The following is a 16,616-nucleotide window of genomic DNA, read 5'->3' on the forward strand; positions in this document are numbered from 1 at the left end:
CCCGCCCGAGGCTCATCCGCCCGCGATCTGCTCCAGATACCGGGTCGGCGACACGCCCATGACGTTGCGGAACATGTAGACAAAGGCGCTGGCGCTGGCATATCCCAGCGCCCGCGCCACGCTCACCACCGACTGCCCCTGCAGCAGCCGGCAGATGCCTTCGTCGATGCGCACCTGCAGGCGCCAGTTGTGAAAGCTCATGCCGGTCTCGTCCTTCATGCGCCGCGCCAGCGTGCGCGCGCTGGCGCCCATCCGTTCGCCCCACTGCTCCAGCGTGTCGTCGTTGCCGGGCGCCTGCAGCACGGCGGCGCAGACCTTGCGCAGGCGCCGGTCGAACGGCAGCGGCAACTGGCGATGCTGCCGCTCGGCGCCGGCCAGCAGGTTCAGCAGCAGCTCGGCGCTCAGCCGCTGCACCGGCCCGTGGCGCGCCGCCGGCTGGTTCAGCGCCAGGATCAGTTCGCGCATCAGCGGCGCCACGTCCAGCGCGCAGGTATCTTTCCACAGCCAGGGCGCGGCGTCCGGCGCGATGAAGGCCGAGCGCATCGTCACCTGGCCGACCATGCGCACCTCGTGGGCCACGCCGGGCGGAATCCACAGCGCGCGCATCGGCGCCAGCAGCCAGGCGCCGTCCTCGGTCATGACGCGCATGATGCCGGTGGGCGAATACATCAGCTGGATGCGCTCGTGCGAATGCGGCTCTTGCCGCTGGCCATCTTCGTAGTGGAACGAGCGCGCCACCACCGGCGGCGCCTCGACGGGAAACTCACGCATTGGCGGGATTTCGATAGCAAGGGTTGAAAGAACCCCAATCCAGCCAGTTATGTCCGTTTTTCGACATTTTCTGTCCAGCAAACAGGGAACTTGCTTTTTATCATTAATGCAAATGATTCCCATTGTTTTCAAAAGAAAATGACGCCCGCCGCACTTCCCCCTGTCGCATTTGTCCCACGCCGCCTTCCCGCCTTCCGCCTGACCCTCGCCGCCGCCCTGCTGGCCCAGGCCGGCCTGCCCGTCCTGGCCCGCGCCGCCGACGATGTCCCGCAACTGAGTCCCGTGCGGGTCACCGGCGCGGCCGAGAAACTCTCGGATCCCGGCCAGACAGAGGGTTCCCAGTCCTACACCGCCAATACCGTCACCGTCGGCAAGACTGGCGCCAACGTGCGCGACATCCCCAACTCGGTGTCGGTGGTGACGCGCCAGCGCATGGACGACCAGAACATGGTCACGGTGGAGGACGCGCTGCGCGAAACCACCGGCGTCAGCGCCATGACCTATGGCGACGGCACCGCCTACTTCACCGCGCGCGGCTACGAGACCGACGTGCAGTTCGACGGCGTGCCCGCCAACGGCGCGCTGCAATACCTGCCCCAGTTCGACCTGGCGCTGTACGACCGCGTCGAGGTGCTGCGCGGCCCGGCCGGCCTGCTGCAGGGCTTCGGCAGCCCGGCCGGCACCGTCAACCTGGTGCGCAAGCGGCCGCTGGACACCTTCAGCCTGACCGGCGCGGTAATGGCCGGCTCGTGGAACAACTACCGCACCGAGCTGGACGCGACCGGCCCCATCACGGCCGACGGCCGGGTGCGCGCCCGCGCCGGCTTCGCCGCGCAGGACCGCGACTTCTTCTTCGACAAGGCCCACAACCGCCAGGGCCTGGCCTACGGCTCGCTCGAATTCGATCTGACCGCCAACACCACCCTGACGCTGTCGGCGGCCTACCAGCGCCAGCGCGAGGCGCCGTTCGACTACGGCCTGTCGATCTACTCGAACGGCCACATCATCGACTCGCCGCGCAAGGGCTTCTACGGCACCGACTGGTCGCGCGGCGACACCACCCTGTCGGAAATCTATTCGGAGCTGAGCCACCGCTTCGCCAATGGCTGGACCGGCCAGGTGTCGATGAACTACCGCTCGACCGACATGGACAGCCGCTACGGCTACGTCAACGGCCCGGTCAATCCCGCCAACGATCGCGCCGGCTACCGCCTGCAGGCGCAGAAGGACCAGATCCGCTGGATCGGCTTCGACACCCATGCCTCGGGCCCCTTCAGCCTGCTGGGCCGCACCCACCAGGCCATGATCGGCGCCAACTACGCCGAACGGCGCCAGGACAGCCGCTCGGGCGGCATGAGCCTCGGCAACGTGTCGATCCATGACATCGACGTGCCCAACCCGGACCTGCCCTACACCTCGGGCGACAACTCCAAGTCCAGCCAGATGGGCGTCTACGGCCAGTTGAGCTTCAACGTGGCCGACCCGCTGACGCTGATCGTGGGCGGACGCCAGAGCTGGTATCGCAACGCCACCCAGGCCATCCTGCCGGTGGCCGGCGACACGCAGCGCGATCCCGAGGTGCGCAAGTTCGTGCCCTACTACGGCGCGGTGGCGCAGTTGAATTCGTGGCTGTCGGCCTACGCCAGCTATTCGGACATCTACGCCTTCTCGGAAGCCTGGCAGATGACGGCCGACGGCAAGCCGCTCAAGCCGCGCACCGGCAAGCAGTACGAGATCGGCCTGAAGGGCCAGTTCCTGGACGGCGCGGCCAACGCCTCGCTGGCGCTGTTCCGCATCCGGGACAAGGACCGCGCGGTGCCCGACGACGCCAATCCGGGCCGCTACCTGGCGCAGGGCGAGGCCCAGAGCCAGGGCGTCGAGGCCGAGGTCAGCGGCCGCCTGCTGCCCAACTGGGACCTGTACGCCGGCTACACCTACCTGCAGACCCGCTACCTGTCCGACCCGACGCAGGAAGGCCAGATCGTCAACCCGGAAACGCCCAAGCATCTGTTCAAGGTCTGGACCACCTATCGTTTCACGCCCGACGTGCTGCCGGGCTGGCGCGTCGGCGGCGGCGTGCGCACGCAGAGCCGCACCAGCCGCAACAACGTCTCCTGGCAAGGCGGCTACGCGGTGGTCGACGCGCAGATCGGCTACAAGGTGAACCGCAACCTGGACGCCTCGCTGACGCTGAACAACGTCTTCGACCGCCACTACTACGCCCGCGTGCCGTCCAACTTCTACGGCATCTACGGCGAACCGCGCAACGTGATGCTGACGCTGCGCGCCACGTACTGACGCGCGCGTGGGGTCCGGTCCGACAACGGGCCGGCGCTCCGCCCTGTCAAACGGCCGCCGGGATTGATCGGTTAAGGTGTAGCCCCACACCCCTTAACCCTTCATTCCTGGAGTAATGAATGACCGGATTGATTATCGTGGTGGCGGCGCTGGCATTCCTGATGCTGGCGGCGTATCGAGGCTACAGCGTCATCCTGTGCGCGCCCATCGCGGCCATGGGCGCGGTGCTGCTGACCGACCCGTCGGCGCTGGCGCCGGTGTTCTCGGGCATCTTCATGGAGCGCATGGCGGGTTTCGCCAAGCTCTATTTCCCGGTGTTCCTGCTGGGCGCGGTGTTCGGCAAGCTGATCGAGCTGTCGGGTTTCTCGCGCGCCATCGTGCAGGCGGTGCTGCGGCTGATCGGCGCCGAGCGCGCCATCATCGCCATCGTGCTGGTGTGCGCGGTACTGACCTACGGCGGCGTGTCGCTGTTCGTGGTGGTGTTCGCGGTCTACCCGTTCGCGGCCGAGATGTTCCGCCAGGGCGGCATTCCCAAGCGGCTGATGCCGGGCGCGATCGCGCTGGGCGCGTTCACCTTCACCATGACGGCGCTGCCGGGCACGCCGCAGATCCAGAACATCATCCCCACCACCTTCTTCGAGACCACCACCTGGGCCGCGCCCTGGCTGGGGCTGATCGGCGCGGCCTTCACGCTGACCGTCGGGGTGGCCTACCTGGAATGGCGCCGCAAGCGCGCCGCGCTGGCAGGCGAAGGCTACGGCACCGAGCTGCGCAACGAACCAGACACGCCGGCCGGCGGACGCGAGCATCACCCGCTGGTCGCGCTGCTGCCGCTGGTGGTGGTGGGCGTGGCCAACTACCTGCTGACGCGCTGGGTTCCCGGCTGGTACCCGGCCGGCTCGCAGGTCGACCTGCCCGGCCTGCCGCAGCCCATGCCGGTCAACGCCCAGGACCAGGTGGCGCTGTGGGCAGTGATGGGCGCGCTGATCGCTGGCATCGTCACCATCCTGCTGTTCTCGTTCTCGCACATCAAGGCGCATTTCGCCGAAGGCAGCAAGAGCGCGGTCTCCGGCGCGCTGCTGGCGTCCATGAATACCGCCGCTGAATACGGCTTCGGCGGCGTGATCGCGGCCCTGCCCGGCTTCCTGATGGTGGCCAGCGCGCTCAAGGCGATTCCGGACCCGCTGGTGGGCGAGGCGGTGGCGGTGACCTCGCTGGCCGGCATCACCGGCTCGGCCTCGGGCGGCATGAGCATCGCGCTGGCGGCCATGGCGCAGACCTTCATCGACAGCGCCCAGGCGGCCGGCATTCCCATGGAGGTGCTGCACCGCATCGCCGCCATGGCCTCCGGCGGCATGGACACGCTGCCGCATAACGGCGCCGTCATCACGCTGCTGGCCGTCACCGGCCTGACCCATCGCCAGTCCTACGGCGACATCTTCGCCATCACGCTGATCTCGACGCTGTCGGTGTTCCTGGTGATCGCCGTGTACTACCTGACCGGCATCGTCTGAGCGGCCGGCCCGAAGGCCTGGCCGAAGATCTCGGCCAGCCACTGGCTGAACACCCGCACCCGCGCCGACACCTGGCGGTTCTGCGGGTACAGCACCGACACCGGCATGGGCGCCGGCGGCGCCCCCGGCAGCACCTCCTTGAGCCGGCCGGCGGCCAGGTCGTCGGCCACCCGGTAGCGCGGCACCTGGATCAGCCCCAGGCCGGCCAGCGCCGCGCTGGCATAGAGTTCGGCGCCATTGACGCTGACGACCGAGCCCGGCCGGGCCAGCACATTGCGCCCGTCCACCATGAAATCCAGCGGCACGCTGCGGCCGGTGGAAGACGACACGTAATCCACCGCGCGGTGCCCTTCCAGGTCATCGACCGTGGCCGGCTCGCCGTATCGCGCCAGGTAGGCCGGGCTGGCGACGGTGACCTGCGGCATCAGCGCGATCTGGCGGCCCACCAGCGACGAATCCTGCAGCGCGCCGGCGCGCAGCACGCAGTCCACGCCCTCGCGCACCAGGTCCACCAGCCGGTCGTCTTCGCCCAGGTGCAGCACCAGATCGGGATAGCGCTCCAGGAAGCCCGGCAACGCCGGCATGACGAACACCCGCGCCAGCGTGCCTTGCAGGTTGACCCGCAGCAGGCCCTTGGGCGCGGTGTTCAGGAAGGCGCCATCCGCTTCCTCCAGGTCGGCCAGCAGGCGCACGCAGCGGCGGTAATAGGCCTCGCCGTCATGGGTCAGCCGCACCTGGCGCGTGGTGCGTTCCAGCAGCCGCGCCCCCAGGCGTTTTTCCATGCGCTTGACCAGGTTGGTGACGGTCGCGCGGGGAATCCGCAGGTCTTCCGACGCCTTGGAGAAACTGCGCCGTTCGGCGATGCGGACGAATACCTGCATTTCCTGGAAGCGATCCATACGTTCGCCCTATTATTAATGCCAATGAAATTATGTTAGCAAAACACGGGTAATTATCTTTGCCTTGGAATAGTCCATGATTCGCCTCACCCCATGAGCCGTCTTACATTCCTCCAGGAGTCTCCATGAATTCGCAGCTTTCCCAACGCGTCGCCCTGGTCACCGGCGCTTCGCGCGGCATCGGCGCCGCGATCGCGCGCCGCCTGGCCGTCGACGGTTTCGCCGTCGCCATCAACTACGCCGCCAGCGCGGCCGAAGCCGACGCCCTGGCCGGCGAGATCCGCGCCGCGGGCGGCCGGGCGCTGGCGGTGCGGGCCGACGTGTCCAAAGCCGCCGAGGTGCGCGCCATGTTCGACCAGGTCGAGGCCGGCCTGGGACGCATCGACGTGCTGGTCAACAGCGCCGGCGTGCTGAAGCTGCAGGCGCTGGCCGAAGCCACCGACGAGGTCTACGACCAGACCTTCGACATCAACACCCGCGGCACCTTCAACACCCTGCGCGAGGCCGGCACGCGGCTGGCCGATGGCGGCAGCATCGTCAACGTCTCCAGCACCACGCTGGCGCTGAACCTGCCCACCTACGGCCTCTACATCGCCAGCAAGGCGGCGGTGGAAGGCTTTACCCGCGTGTTCGCCAAGGAACTGCGCGGCCGCCGCATCACGGTCAACGCCGTGGCGCCGGGCCCGGTCGCCACCGACCTGTTCAAGCAGGGCAAGAGCCCCGAGCTGATCGAGCACTACGCCAAGATGCCGCCGCTGGAACGCCTGGGCGAACCGGAGGACATCGCCGGCATCGTGTCATTCCTGGCCGGGGCCGACGGCGGCTGGATCAACGGCCAGGTGCTGCGCGCCAACGGCGGCATCGCCTGACGCGCCGGGCCGGCGCGGATGCTACTGTTGCGTCTGTGCCAGGAATCGACGCAATGGACTCGACGACAATGCTCCGTGCAATCCGCGCTCCCCATCCAGAAAACGCCCGGCGCGGCGCTCGCCGCCCCGCGGCCGGCCCGCGGGCCAGCGCCGTCGTGGCCGCGGCACTGTGCCTGGCCCCGCTGGCCGCGCTGGCCGCGCCCGACGTGCGCACCGGCGACCTGATCTTCCAGCAATCCCGCTCCGCCCAGAGCCAGGCGATCCAGCAGGCCACCCATTCGCCCTACAGCCACATGGGCATGATCGTGATGCGCCAGGGCGCGCCCTATGTGCTGGAAGCCGCCGCCACGGTCAGCTACACGCCGCTGGCCCAATGGGCGGCGCAGGGCGAAAACGGAAAATACGTCGTCAAGCGCCTGCGCGACGCGTCGCGGCTGACGCCCGAGACGCGCGAACAGTTGGCCAGCACCGGCGCGCGCTATCTCGGCAAGCCGTACGATGCGGCCTTCGGCTGGTCGGACGACCGGATCTATTGCTCCGAGCTGGTCTGGAAGATCTACCAGCGCACGCTGGGCCTGCAGATCGGCGCGCTGCAACCCCTCAAGCAGTTCGACCTGAGCTCGCCCACCGTGCGCGCCACGATGCAGGCGCGCTACGGCAAGGACATCCCGTGGGAGGAACCCATCATCTCCCCGGCCGCGATGTTCGACTCGCCGCTGCTAACCACGGTCCCGGACCGCTGACGCGGCGGGTGGCGCGACCGGTCGCGCAATCGGCGGCGGCGCCACCGGCCGCCCGGGCCACGCCTATTGCGGCATGTCGAAGCCCTGCTCGCGCAGGTACTTGGCCACCACCGGCTGCCACTTCTGCGGCGCGTGGGTGAACAGGCTGTGGCCGTTCTCGCCGTCGGGCCCCATGGGCACGAAGGTGGCGTGGCCGCCGGCCTGGTTGTAGGCCTCGACCCAGCGCCTGGGCCAGTCCGGCCCCCAGTACAGGTCGTTCTCGGTATAGATCCACAACATCGGCAGCCGCGTGGCCTGGCCATAGCCCGCGTACGTGGCCTGCAGGCGCTCGGGGCCGCACGGCTTGCCGGGCGAGCGCACCGGATCGCCGCCCGAGCCGCCGGCGAAGTTGATGGCGGTCTTCACCCCCGCGGGGTTCTGCGCCGCCAGCGCCACGGTCGAGCCGCCGCCCACCGACTGCCCCAGCACCACCACCCTGGCCGGGTCCACGTCCGGACGCTGCGCCATGACCCGCAGCACCTGGTCGATCTGGCTGGCGGCGCGGTCGAACATCGGGGTGAAGCGGCGCTCGCCGCAGGGGCCGCTGTTCTCCAGGTCCGGCCCGCCGGTGACGCCATAGCCCAGGCGCACCGGCAGCGCGACCACGAAGCCGGCATCGGTGAAGAACCTGGACGCCGCCGCGTAGCGCGCCCGTCCCAGCTTGGCGCGGCCGGCGGCGTCGCCGGCCCGGCCATGGTTGATCACGATCAGCGGATGACGGCCCTCGCCGGCCGGCGTGAAGACGGTCACCACGACTTCGCCCGTGGCGGTGCCGCCGTTCTCCAGGGCCACCCGCACCGGCACCTTCTGCACGCTTTCGTTGGAGGCCAGCTTGGGCGGCGGCGCGGCGCACGCCGTCAAGAGTCCCAGTCCGCCGATCATCGTGATTCTTGCCAGAACACCCATGTTGCCCCTCGTCAGGAATAGGCTCGCCGCCCGGGTGAGCGCAAGATACTCCGAGCGCGCCCGCCCCGCCATCGTCGCGAACCCGGCTCGCGGCGATTTATTCCAGGCCGGACTCATTCCATGAAAATTACTTGTTTGTCGTGATCAACGACCGGGCCTAGCATGACCGGCATCGCCCACGATTCCAACGGAGACAGCAAGCCCATGAGCGCCCCGATTCCCGCCTTTCCCCACAGCCACATCGAGCGCGACGCGCGCGGCGTCTACACGCTGCGGATCGACGACGCCAAGAGCCTGAACATCCTGGCCTCGCCGGTCACGCTGGGCCTGACCGCCGCCGTGCGCTGGATCGCCGCGCAGGCCGACGCCCGCGCGCTGGTGCTGCGCGGCAGCGGCGACAAGGCCTTCGTCGGCGGCGCCAACATCTATGAAATGGCCGAGCTGGATCCGGACGGCGGCCGCGCCTTCATCACCCGCCTGCGCGACCTGTGCGAAGCGGTGCGCGCGGTGCCGGTGCCGACCATCGCCCGCCTGCCCGGCTTCTGCCTGGGCGCCGGCATGGAACTGGCGGCGGCCTGCGACATCCGCCTGGGTTCGCGCGACGGCGTCTTCGGCATGCCCGAAGTACAGGTCGGCATTCCATCGGTGATCCACGCCGTGCTGCTGCCGTCACTGATCGGCCCGGGCGCCACCCACTGGCTGCTGCTGACCGGGGCCACGGTCGATGCCGAGCAGGCGCTGCGCTGGGGCTTCCTGCAATTCCTGTGCGAGGCCGGCGAGCTGGACGCGCTGGTCGAGCGCACCGTCGCGCCCATCGCCCACAGCGGGCCGCTGGCGGTGCGGTCACAGAAAGCGCTGCTGCGCTACTGGGAGACGTCCACGGTCGAGGCCGGCCTGGACCGCAGTGTGGACGCCTTCGGCGCGGCCTTCACCACCGACGAACCGAGCCGCTACATGGCGCCGTTCCTGGCCCGCAAGCGCGCGCGGGAGGCGCAATGACGGCCCCGGCCAGCGGCCCGCTGGCCGGCGTGCGGGTGGTCGACATGACCTCGGTCGGCATGGGCCCCTACGCCACCCAGATCCTGGGCGACATGGGCGCCGAAATCATCAAGGTCGAAGCGCCCGAGGGCGACGTGTTCCGCGCCTCGGCGCCGGCCGCCTCGCCCGGCATGGGCGCGGTCTACCTGAACCTGAACCGCAACAAGCACAGCGTCACCCTGAACGCCAAGGACGCGGACGACCGGCAACGGCTGCTGCGGCTGGTCGACGGCGCCGACGTCTTCATCTCCAACGTGCGGCCGCGCGCGCTGGCGCGGATCGGCCTGGACGCCGCCAGCCTGCGCGCGCGCAACCCGCGCCTGATCTATTGCTCGGCGGTGGGCTTCGGCCAGGACGGCCCTTACGCCGCCCGGCCGGCCTTCGACGACATCATCCAGGCCATGAGCGGCCTGGCCGACCTGCAGGGCCGCAACAGCGGCGCGCCGGCCTACATCAACACCATCATGGCCGACAAGGTGGCCGGGCTGACGCTGGCCTACGCCATCCCGATGGCGCTGTACGAGCGCGAGAAATCCGGCCAGGGCCAGGCGATCGAGGTGCCGATGTTCGAGACGCTGGTGTCCTTCACCCTGATCGAGCACCTGGGCGGGCGCACTTTCGACCCGCCGCGCGGCGGCATGGGCTACAGCCGCGTGCTGTCGCCCGAGCGCCGGCCCTACCGCACCCGCGACGGCTTCCTGGCGCTGCTGCCGTATACCGACGCGCAATGGCAGCGCTTCTTCACCCTGGCCGAACGCGCCGACCTGGCCGCCGACCCGCGCTACGCCAGCGCACAGACCCGCGCCCGCCACTTCGACGCGCTGTACGCCGACCTGGCGGCCATCGTCGCGCTGCGCGGCACCGACGACTGGCTGGCGCTGCTGGCCGAAGCCGACATCCCGCACTCGCGCGTCAACCCGCCCGAGGCGCTGTTCGACGACCCGCACCTGGCCGCCACCGGTTTTTTCCAGCGGGTCGAGCATCCCACCGAGGGCGCGCTCACGGCCACCGCGATCCCGGTGCGCTTCTCGCGCACGCCCGGGTCGATCCGCCGCCTGGCGCCACGCCAGGACGCGGATCGCGATATGCTCGATCCGGATTGATTCCCCGGGACGCGGCGGATGCGGGCTTGCGCGCGCCGGCCCCGGGGCGCCCGCCCCCTTTCCGTCCCGATCATGAACATCACCCTGAAGCAGTTGCGCGTGTTCTGCGCGCTCTACGAGTTGCGCAGCTTCACCGCCGCCGCCCGCGCCGCCTTCGTCACGCAATCGGCGGTCAGCAAGCTGTGCGCCGAACTTGAAGCCGAGGTCGGCCAGCCGCTATTTGAGCGCTCGACCCGCAGCGTCACGCCGTGCGAGGGCGCGGCCGACTTCTATGCCTATGCCCAGGAGATCCTGGGCACGGTGCGCGCGGCCGAGCGCAGCATGTCCGGCCTGCGCTCGCTGGAGCGCGGCGTGGTCGGCGTGGCCTGCTCGCCGATGATGATGGTCGGCCTGCTGGGCGGGGTGATCGCGCGCTACCACCGGCGCCATCCGGGCGTGAAGCTGGACCTGTTCGAACTGAACACCGACGAGACCATCGAGCACGTGCGCCACGGGCGCGCCGATTTCGGCATCGTCTCCACCGACATCGAGGGCGACGAACTGGCCGCGCGCGTCATCTACCGCGACACCATGCATGCCGCCTTCGCGCCCGGCCATCCGCTGGCGCGCCGCAAGCAGGTGCGCTGGGCCGACCTGGCCGCCCACGAACACATTACGCTGCGCAACGTCTACAGCGTGCGCCGCGCGGTGGACCGCATCAGCGGCGAACTCGACCTGCAATTCCAGTCCGGCATCGAGGCCGGCATGCTGACCTCGGTGCTGAATCTGGTGCGCGCCGGCCTGGGCATCACCGTGGTGCCCGGCTACGTCTGCGCCTTCGCGCGCCAGTTGGGTCTGGTCACCGCGCCCATCGGCGGCGCCGGCCAGCGCGGCCACGCGCTGTGGCTGATCCAGCGCCACAACGCGCGCCTGTCGCGGGCGGCGGACGCGTTCCTGGCCGACCTGGAAAAGACACTGCGCGCGCGCGAGGCCGCCCCAGACCCCACCCGCTACGACGAGGACGCCGCCGGCCAGTGAGGCCGCGCCGGACCGAGGCGCACAGCGCGGGACTTATCCGGATACGGAATAGGTCTATGAAAATTAGTCCCTTGTTGCGATAAGCCGCGCGGCCGCATGATGGCGGAAATCGCGGCCGCCACCCGCCATCGCGGCCGCAGAAAAACACAGGAGACTTTCATGACCCGATCCCCGCAACGCAGCCGCACGCGCCAGTTCGCCGCCAGCTGCGCCCTGGCCCTGGCCGCCGCCACCGGCGCCGCGCAGGCCACCGACGCCTACCCCGACAAGCCCATCACCATCGTGGTGCCGTTCTCGCCCGGCAGCGCCACCGACACCAGCGCCCGCATCCTGACCGAAAAGCTCGGCCCGCGCCTGGGGGTGCCGATCGTGATCGAGAACAAGCCCGGCGCGTCCGGCACCATCGGCTCGTCCACCGCCGCGCGCGCCGCGCCCGACGGCTACACCCTGATCCTGACCAGCAGCTCGACGCACTCGGCCACGCCGGCCCTGTTCCGCAAGCTGCCGTACGATCCCACCGGCGATTTCATCCACGTCATCCGCATCGCCACCATTCCCATGATGCTGGTGGTGCGCGCCGATTCGCCCTACGGCTCCGTGTCGCAGCTGGTGCAGGCCACCCGCGCCAGGCCGCTGAACTATGCCTACGGCTCGCCCACCAGCCAGATCGCCGGGGCCACCTTCAACAGCGTCGCCGGCGCCGCCGCCAACGCCGTGCCCTACAAGAGCCAGCCGCCCGCCGTCACCGATCTGCTGGGTGGTCACGTTGATTATTTGTTCGCCGACCTGTCGGTGGTGACGTCGTTCATGCACAGCGGCAAGCTCAAGGGCATCGCCTTCACCGGCCAGGCGCGCTCGAAGGACTTCCCCGACGTGCCGACGCTGGCCGAACTGGGCTACAAGAATTTCGACCTGGTGGTGTGGGTGGGCGTGGCCGCGCCCAAGGACACGCCGGCGCCGGTGGTCGAGCGCCTGAACCGCGAGATCACGCGCATCCTGAGCGAGCCCGACAGCATCGCCAAGTTCGAGACGCTGGGCATGCAGGTCGCGCCCAACACGCTGGCCGAACACCAGGCCTTTGCCCAGTCGCAGCGCCAGATCTGGACCCAGCGCGCGATCGACGCGAAGATCGAGCCGCAATAAACGCGCCCGGCGGCCTCAGCCCATCCGGACCGGGGCGGCCGCATTGGCCAGCGGCATCACGGCCAGCCGCAGGCCCATCGCCTTGAGAATCGCCAGCAGGCTGGCCAGCGACGGATTGCCCTTGGGCGACAGTGTGCGGTAGAGCTGGGTCGGGTTCAGCCGCGCCTGCTCCGCCACGGCCTGCATGCCGCCGAACGCCTGGGTCATCTGGCGCAGCACCACCAGCAGTTCGCCCTGGTCGCCATCGGCCAGGATGCTGTTGATCGTCTCCAGCGCAAGGGCGGGGTCGCTGCGATAGACCTCGACCATTGCTTCATCATGGGGCTTGCTTCTCATCATCCGTTCTCCGTTGCCAGTCGTGCCAATATTCCACCGCGCGGCGGATGTCGGCATCCTGCGTGCGCTTGCTGCCTCCAGCCAGCAACAACACCAGCCGTTCACCGGACAGCGCGTAGTAGACGCGCAGGCCCGGCCCCGTATCGATACGCAATTCCCACACGCCCTCGCGGCAGAACCGGTGATCGCCGAAATTCCCCGATGCCAGACGCGCTACACGGCGGATGACCGCCACCTTGTCGCGCAGGCCGCGCAGGCCGCGTAGCCAGGTGGCATAGGAATCCTTGAGTTTTCCAGGGGTGAGGTAGTGTTCGATTCGGCACATCCGATATTCGTCCATAGACGAATTCCAGTCAAGTCAGTGCAGTCCGTTCGCCAACAAGATAGGACACTCCCTTGGTTCCTGCTGGACGGTGCGTGATCTTTTCCTCCCCCACTCATGCCTTCTCCCAACAAAGAACGGGCGCCAAAGCGCCCGTTCTTCCTGCCAGGATCCTGGCTACCCGTCAGAACCGATACTGCGCCGTCGCCACCACCGTGCGCGGCTCGCCCACGCGGATCTGGCCGGCGCTGGTGGCCGAGGCGTAGTAGGTCTTGTCGGTGATGTTGCGCACCGCCAGGCGCCAGTCCCACTGGCCGACGCGGTAGCCGACCAGCGCGTCCCAGGTGGCATAGCCAGGCAGCACCGCCGTGTTGGCGTTGTCGGCGTAGCGCTGGCCGACAAAGGTCAGGCCGGTCTCGCCATACAGGCCTTCGGCTGGCTTGTAGGTCAGGAACACGCTGCCGTTGCGCCGCGCCACATTGCTGACGCGGTTGCCGGCCAGGCCGTTGTTGTCCTGGACGATGGAGGCGTTCTGCAGGCCGATGCCACCGCGCAGGTACCAGTTGCCCGTCAGGCGCCCGGCCGCCGTCAGCTCGATCCCGCGCGAACGCTGCTTGCCGGTCAGCAGCACAAGCGTCGGATCGACCGGATCGGTGGTGCGGCGGTTGTAGAGTTCGAGCTGGTACAGCGCCAGCGTGGTGCTCAGTTGGCCGTCGAGCCAGTCGCTCTTGACGCCCACTTCGTATTGGCGCGTGTGCTCGGGGTCGACGTCATTGGTGTTGCCGCGCGCGTTCGGGGTGATGCCGATCAGGCTGCCGCCCACGGGCGAGAAGGTCTTGCTGTACGAGGCGTACACGGAATGGTCGCGCAGCGGCGTCCACACCACGCCGGCGCGCGGGCTCACGCCCCGGCTGTCGCGGCGGGCCGAGAGGTCGAGCATGCGATTGGTCGACTCGACATTGAAGCGGTCCATGCGCAGGCCCAGCAGCACCTGCCAGGCGTCGTCCAGCTTGATCTGGTCCTGCACGTAATAGCCCTGGCTGCGGGTCTTGTGCCGGGCCGAACTGCTGAGCGTCATGGCGCCTTCGTGCTGCCGCGACAGGTCCGGATCGTAAAGGTCCAGCGCTGGCATGGCCTGCGCGCCCGCGCCGCGCGCCAGCATGTTGTAGAGATCGGGCGAACGCTCCTGGTTGGCGAACTCGAAGCCGAACAGCACCCGGTGCTCGACGCCGCCGGTATGGAACAGGCCCTCGGCTTCCAGGTTGTTGTTGATGCTGCGCGTGCTCAGGTCCTGCTGCCAACGGGTACGCGTGACCTTGCCGGTGGCGGCGCTGTAGCCGGTCAGGTAGGTGTTATCGAACTTGCTGTCCAGCGCGAACACGCCCAGCGTGTAGCGCAGCTGCCAGCCCGGCGCCAGCGCGTAGGCCAGGCGCGAGCGGAATGATTGCGCGCGGTCGTCGATGTAGTCGCGGTCCGGGTCGCCGTAGACGGTCGAGCGGCCGACGTCGGCCGGCCGGCCGTTGACGCTGGGGATGCCGCGGTCCGGGGTGCGGTCGTAGCGGCTGTACTCGTACTGCACCAGCCAGTCCAGGTCGGGCGTGATGCGCCAGTTCAGCGACGGCGCCACCAGTTGACGGGTGCCGCCGATCTTGTGACGGAAGCTGTTGCTGTCTTCCTGGCCGATGTTCAGGCGGACGCTGACGTGCTCGCCGGGGTCGGCGCTCAGGTCGCCGTAGAAGCTGCGCAGGTCCCGGCTGCCGGCCTGGGCTTCAAGCGTGGATTCGCGGCCCGGCTGCGGCGCCTTGCTGACGCGGTTGACGATGCCGCCCTGGCTGCCGCGGCCGTACAGCACCGCGGCGGGCCCCTTGAGCACCTCGATCCGCTCGATGTTGTGCAGGTCGCGCACGTACTGGCTGTCGTCGCGGATGCCGTCCAGGTAGAAGTCGTTGCTGGCGTCGAAGCCGCGGATGCGCAGCGAATCGAAACGGGTGTCCGACGCATTGCTGACGTTGGGAATGCCGGACAGCGCCTCGCCCAGCGTGCTGATGCCATAGTTCTGCAGGCTCTCGACCTTGACCGTGTCGATGGCCTGCGGCACGTAGCGCGCGGGGGTCTGGGTGCGGGTGGCGGTGGTGACCTCGGGCACCCGCGGATCGTCAACGCTGACGCCTTCCACGCTGATCGGGGAAAGGTGCGCGGGTTCGGCGTGGACGGACGCAAGGGGCGCGATCGCGGCCAGCGCAATCGCCACGGTCAGGGTACGCGGAACAGGAAAAACAGGCATCGCAAGCTATCTGTAAGTTTTATCGAGCCGCGATCATATCGACAATGAATCTCATTTGTATATGAGATTCTTCTCATTTACCTCCACACCCGTGCTTGTGTTGCGGGGCGACAACGCGCCCGTTGCGCCGCGCCCCTGCGCCCGCCGTGCCCGCCCCCGGCCCCCGCCATTTGCATGACGCCGTCATCCCGATCGGGGCGGTCCGAATCCTCGCGAATCTGCGAGGTTCATCGTCCAAGTCGACGAGGCCGGCCTCATCCAACGGCACGACGCGCCCTCGCCCGGCGTTATGTTTTCCAAACAATCACTCCGATGTTTGCACTACGGACAAGTCTGGCCAGTCGGACGAGCTTTGCATGAGAGGGACAGGGCTGTCGCTGTATTAGGCTGGCCCGGCAGTACTCCGACTCACCTTGATCGATTGGACGAAAGCAAATGAATCAACTCATTCATCCGGACTGCCATCCCTTTACCGCCGCAGGCAACCTGAAGCAAGTCTCCGCGTTCTATGAGGAAGGACGACGTGTCATGTGGATGATGCTGCGCGCCCAGCCGCGCCCCTGCTTTAACCATGAACTGATCGACGAAATCATGACTTTGGCGCGCGCCGCCAAGGACTCCGGCCTGCCCATCGACTTCTGGGTCACGGGTTCACTGGTGCCGCAGATCTACAACGTCGGCGGCGACCTCAACTTCTTCGCCGAGGCCATCCGCACGGGCCGCCGCGAGGCGCTGCGCGCCTACGCCCGCGCCTGCGTCGACTGCGTGCATGCCGCCACCCGGGGCTTCGATACCGGCGCGGTGTCGCTGGCCATGATCGAGGGCACGGCGCTGGGCGGCGGCTTCGAGGCGGCGCTGGCGCACCACTTCGTGCTGGCGCAGAACAACGCCCGCATGGGCTTCCCCGAAATGGCCTTCAACCTGTTCCCGGGCATGGGCGGCTATTCGCTGGTGGCGCGGCGCTCGGGCATGAAGCTGGCCGAGGAACTGATCGGCACGGGCGAATCGCACACCGCCGAATGGTTCCAGGCGCGCGGCCTGGTGGACGTGCTGTTCGAGCCGGGTGACGCCTACAAGGCCACCCGCACCTTCATCGACGTGATGCGGCCCAAGCTCAACGGCATGCGCGCCATGCTGCGGGCGCGCCAGCGCGTGCTGCAACTGACCCGCTCCGAACTGATGGACATCACCGAGGACTGGGTCGAGGCCGCCTTCAACATCGACCCGAAGGACCGCGCCTACATGGAACGGCTGGTGATGGCGCAGAACCGCCGTTCGCCCGCCGGTCCCGACGGGCTGATGGACGCCACCATGCATTGAGGCCGGCGCGCGCC

General features: G+C 68.7%; 15 protein-coding genes. 9 read left to right on the top strand and 6 right to left on the bottom strand.

Features of this window, described 5'->3' with window-relative positions:
- Positions 1 to 12: 12 nt before the first annotated feature.
- Positions 13 to 771 carry an AraC family transcriptional regulator gene (locus HV742_RS13125; RefSeq protein ID WP_175145549.1) on the bottom strand — a complete coding sequence of 253 codons (759 nt, stop codon included), beginning with the start codon at positions 769 to 771 and terminating at the stop codon, positions 13 to 15.
- 138 nt (positions 772 to 909) lie between these two features.
- Between HV742_RS13125 and HV742_RS13130 the strand changes: the two genes are divergently transcribed.
- Together HV742_RS13130 and HV742_RS13135 are read left to right on the top strand one after the other, a co-directional pair.
- Complete coding sequence (locus tag HV742_RS13130) at positions 910 to 3,069, top strand: TonB-dependent siderophore receptor (RefSeq protein WP_175145550.1); 2,160 nt, start codon at positions 910 to 912, stop codon at positions 3,067 to 3,069.
- A gap of 119 nt (positions 3,070 to 3,188) precedes the next feature.
- Positions 3,189 to 4,583, top strand: coding sequence for a GntP family permease (locus tag HV742_RS13135; RefSeq protein WP_175145552.1), 1,395 nt, complete (start codon positions 3,189 to 3,191; stop codon positions 4,581 to 4,583).
- On the opposite strand, the gene HV742_RS13140 is transcribed toward HV742_RS13135, so the two are convergent.
- A complete protein-coding gene (locus HV742_RS13140) occupies positions 4,562 to 5,482 on the bottom strand; it encodes a LysR family transcriptional regulator (RefSeq protein ID WP_063569025.1) in 921 nt (306 codons plus the stop codon). The genes HV742_RS13135 and HV742_RS13140 overlap by 22 nt on opposite strands.
- A 125-nt stretch (positions 5,483 to 5,607) precedes the next feature.
- On the opposite strand from HV742_RS13140, the gene HV742_RS13145 reads away from it, so the two are divergent.
- Positions 5,608 to 6,351: an SDR family oxidoreductase gene (locus tag HV742_RS13145; protein WP_175145554.1), complete on the top strand. Its 744-nt coding sequence runs from the start codon at positions 5,608 to 5,610 to the stop codon at positions 6,349 to 6,351.
- Between the two features lie 155 nt (positions 6,352 to 6,506).
- Entirely contained in the window at positions 6,507 to 7,094 is a 588-nt protein-coding gene (locus HV742_RS13150; RefSeq protein ID WP_049077927.1) for a YiiX family permuted papain-like enzyme, read from the top strand.
- A 63-nt stretch (positions 7,095 to 7,157) separates the two neighbouring features.
- On the opposite strand, the gene HV742_RS13155 is transcribed toward HV742_RS13150, so the two are convergent.
- Positions 7,158 to 8,039, bottom strand: a complete 882-nt coding sequence (locus HV742_RS13155) for a dienelactone hydrolase family protein (RefSeq protein WP_175145557.1) — start codon at positions 8,037 to 8,039, stop codon at positions 7,158 to 7,160.
- Between the two features lie 204 nt (positions 8,040 to 8,243).
- Here HV742_RS13155 and HV742_RS13160 point away from each other — a divergent pair, with 204 nt between their 5' ends.
- The 4 genes from HV742_RS13160 (at position 8,244) to HV742_RS13175 (ending at position 12,340) form a co-directional block, all read left to right on the top strand.
- Positions 8,244 to 9,038, top strand: coding sequence for an enoyl-CoA hydratase (locus tag HV742_RS13160; RefSeq protein WP_054416227.1), 795 nt, complete (start codon positions 8,244 to 8,246; stop codon positions 9,036 to 9,038).
- On the top strand, positions 9,035 to 10,180 hold the full coding sequence (locus HV742_RS13165; RefSeq protein ID WP_175145559.1) for a CaiB/BaiF CoA transferase family protein: 1,146 nt from the start codon (positions 9,035 to 9,037) through the stop codon (positions 10,178 to 10,180). The genes HV742_RS13160 and HV742_RS13165 overlap by 4 nt, the downstream gene beginning before the upstream one ends.
- A gap of 72 nt (positions 10,181 to 10,252) precedes the next feature.
- Complete coding sequence (locus tag HV742_RS13170; RefSeq protein ID WP_059269925.1) at positions 10,253 to 11,197, top strand: LysR family transcriptional regulator; 945 nt, start codon at positions 10,253 to 10,255, stop codon at positions 11,195 to 11,197.
- Between the two features lie 159 nt (positions 11,198 to 11,356).
- Positions 11,357 to 12,340: a Bug family tripartite tricarboxylate transporter substrate binding protein gene (locus HV742_RS13175; protein WP_175145561.1), complete on the top strand. Its 984-nt coding sequence runs from the start codon at positions 11,357 to 11,359 to the stop codon at positions 12,338 to 12,340.
- Positions 12,341 to 12,355: 15 nt separating this feature from the next.
- On the opposite strand, the gene HV742_RS13180 is transcribed toward HV742_RS13175, so the two are convergent.
- The 3 genes from HV742_RS13180 to HV742_RS13190 all read right to left on the bottom strand — a co-directional run bounded on the left by HV742_RS13180 (position 12,356) and on the right by HV742_RS13190 (position 15,282).
- Positions 12,356 to 12,676: a helix-turn-helix domain-containing transcriptional regulator gene (locus HV742_RS13180; protein WP_024068535.1), complete on the bottom strand. Its 321-nt coding sequence runs from the start codon at positions 12,674 to 12,676 to the stop codon at positions 12,356 to 12,358.
- Positions 12,657 to 13,016, bottom strand: coding sequence for a type II toxin-antitoxin system RelE/ParE family toxin (locus HV742_RS13185; RefSeq protein ID WP_254601114.1), 360 nt, complete (start codon positions 13,014 to 13,016; stop codon positions 12,657 to 12,659). Before HV742_RS13185 ends, HV742_RS13180 begins: the two co-directional genes overlap by 20 nt.
- Positions 13,017 to 13,182: 166 nt before the next feature.
- Entirely contained in the window at positions 13,183 to 15,282 is a 2,100-nt protein-coding gene (locus HV742_RS13190) for a TonB-dependent receptor (protein WP_175145563.1), read from the bottom strand.
- Positions 15,283 to 15,717: 435 nt separating this feature from the next.
- On the opposite strand from HV742_RS13190, the gene HV742_RS13195 reads away from it, so the two are divergent.
- On the top strand, positions 15,718 to 16,602 hold the full coding sequence (locus HV742_RS13195) for a crotonase/enoyl-CoA hydratase family protein (RefSeq protein WP_049074682.1): 885 nt from the start codon (positions 15,718 to 15,720) through the stop codon (positions 16,600 to 16,602).
- Positions 16,603 to 16,616 lie beyond the last annotated feature (14 nt).

Source organism: Achromobacter ruhlandii, from assembly GCF_902859695.1.
Classification (GTDB): domain Bacteria; phylum Pseudomonadota; class Gammaproteobacteria; order Burkholderiales; family Burkholderiaceae_B; genus Achromobacter; species Achromobacter ruhlandii.

Excerpts from the sequence above, each read along its gene's own strand:
- HV742_RS13140 (WP_063569025.1), bottom strand. The coding sequence starts at position 5,482 with ATGGATCGCTTCCAGGAAATGCAGGTATTCGTCCGCATCGCCGAACGG.
- HV742_RS13135 (WP_175145552.1), top strand. The coding sequence starts at position 3,189 with ATGACCGGATTGATTATCGTGGTGGCGGCGCTGGCATTCCTGATGCTG.
- HV742_RS13130 (WP_175145550.1), top strand. The coding sequence starts at position 910 with ATGACGCCCGCCGCACTTCCCCCTGTCGCATTTGTCCCACGCCGCCTT.
- HV742_RS13185 (WP_254601114.1), bottom strand. The coding sequence starts at position 13,016 with ATGGACGAATATCGGATGTGCCGAATCGAACACTACCTCACCCCTGGA.
- HV742_RS13165 (WP_175145559.1), top strand. The coding sequence starts at position 9,035 with ATGACGGCCCCGGCCAGCGGCCCGCTGGCCGGCGTGCGGGTGGTCGAC.
- HV742_RS13195 (WP_049074682.1), top strand. The coding sequence starts at position 15,718 with ATGAATCAACTCATTCATCCGGACTGCCATCCCTTTACCGCCGCAGGC.
- HV742_RS13145 (WP_175145554.1), top strand. The coding sequence starts at position 5,608 with ATGAATTCGCAGCTTTCCCAACGCGTCGCCCTGGTCACCGGCGCTTCG.
- HV742_RS13175 (WP_175145561.1), top strand. The coding sequence starts at position 11,357 with ATGACCCGATCCCCGCAACGCAGCCGCACGCGCCAGTTCGCCGCCAGC.
- HV742_RS13190 (WP_175145563.1), bottom strand. The coding sequence starts at position 15,282 with ATGCCTGTTTTTCCTGTTCCGCGTACCCTGACCGTGGCGATTGCGCTG.
- HV742_RS13155 (WP_175145557.1), bottom strand. The coding sequence starts at position 8,039 with ATGGGTGTTCTGGCAAGAATCACGATGATCGGCGGACTGGGACTCTTG.
- HV742_RS13180 (WP_024068535.1), bottom strand. The coding sequence starts at position 12,676 with ATGAGAAGCAAGCCCCATGATGAAGCAATGGTCGAGGTCTATCGCAGC.
- HV742_RS13125 (WP_175145549.1), bottom strand. The coding sequence starts at position 771 with ATGCGTGAGTTTCCCGTCGAGGCGCCGCCGGTGGTGGCGCGCTCGTTC.
- HV742_RS13160 (WP_054416227.1), top strand. The coding sequence starts at position 8,244 with ATGAGCGCCCCGATTCCCGCCTTTCCCCACAGCCACATCGAGCGCGAC.
- HV742_RS13170 (WP_059269925.1), top strand. The coding sequence starts at position 10,253 with ATGAACATCACCCTGAAGCAGTTGCGCGTGTTCTGCGCGCTCTACGAG.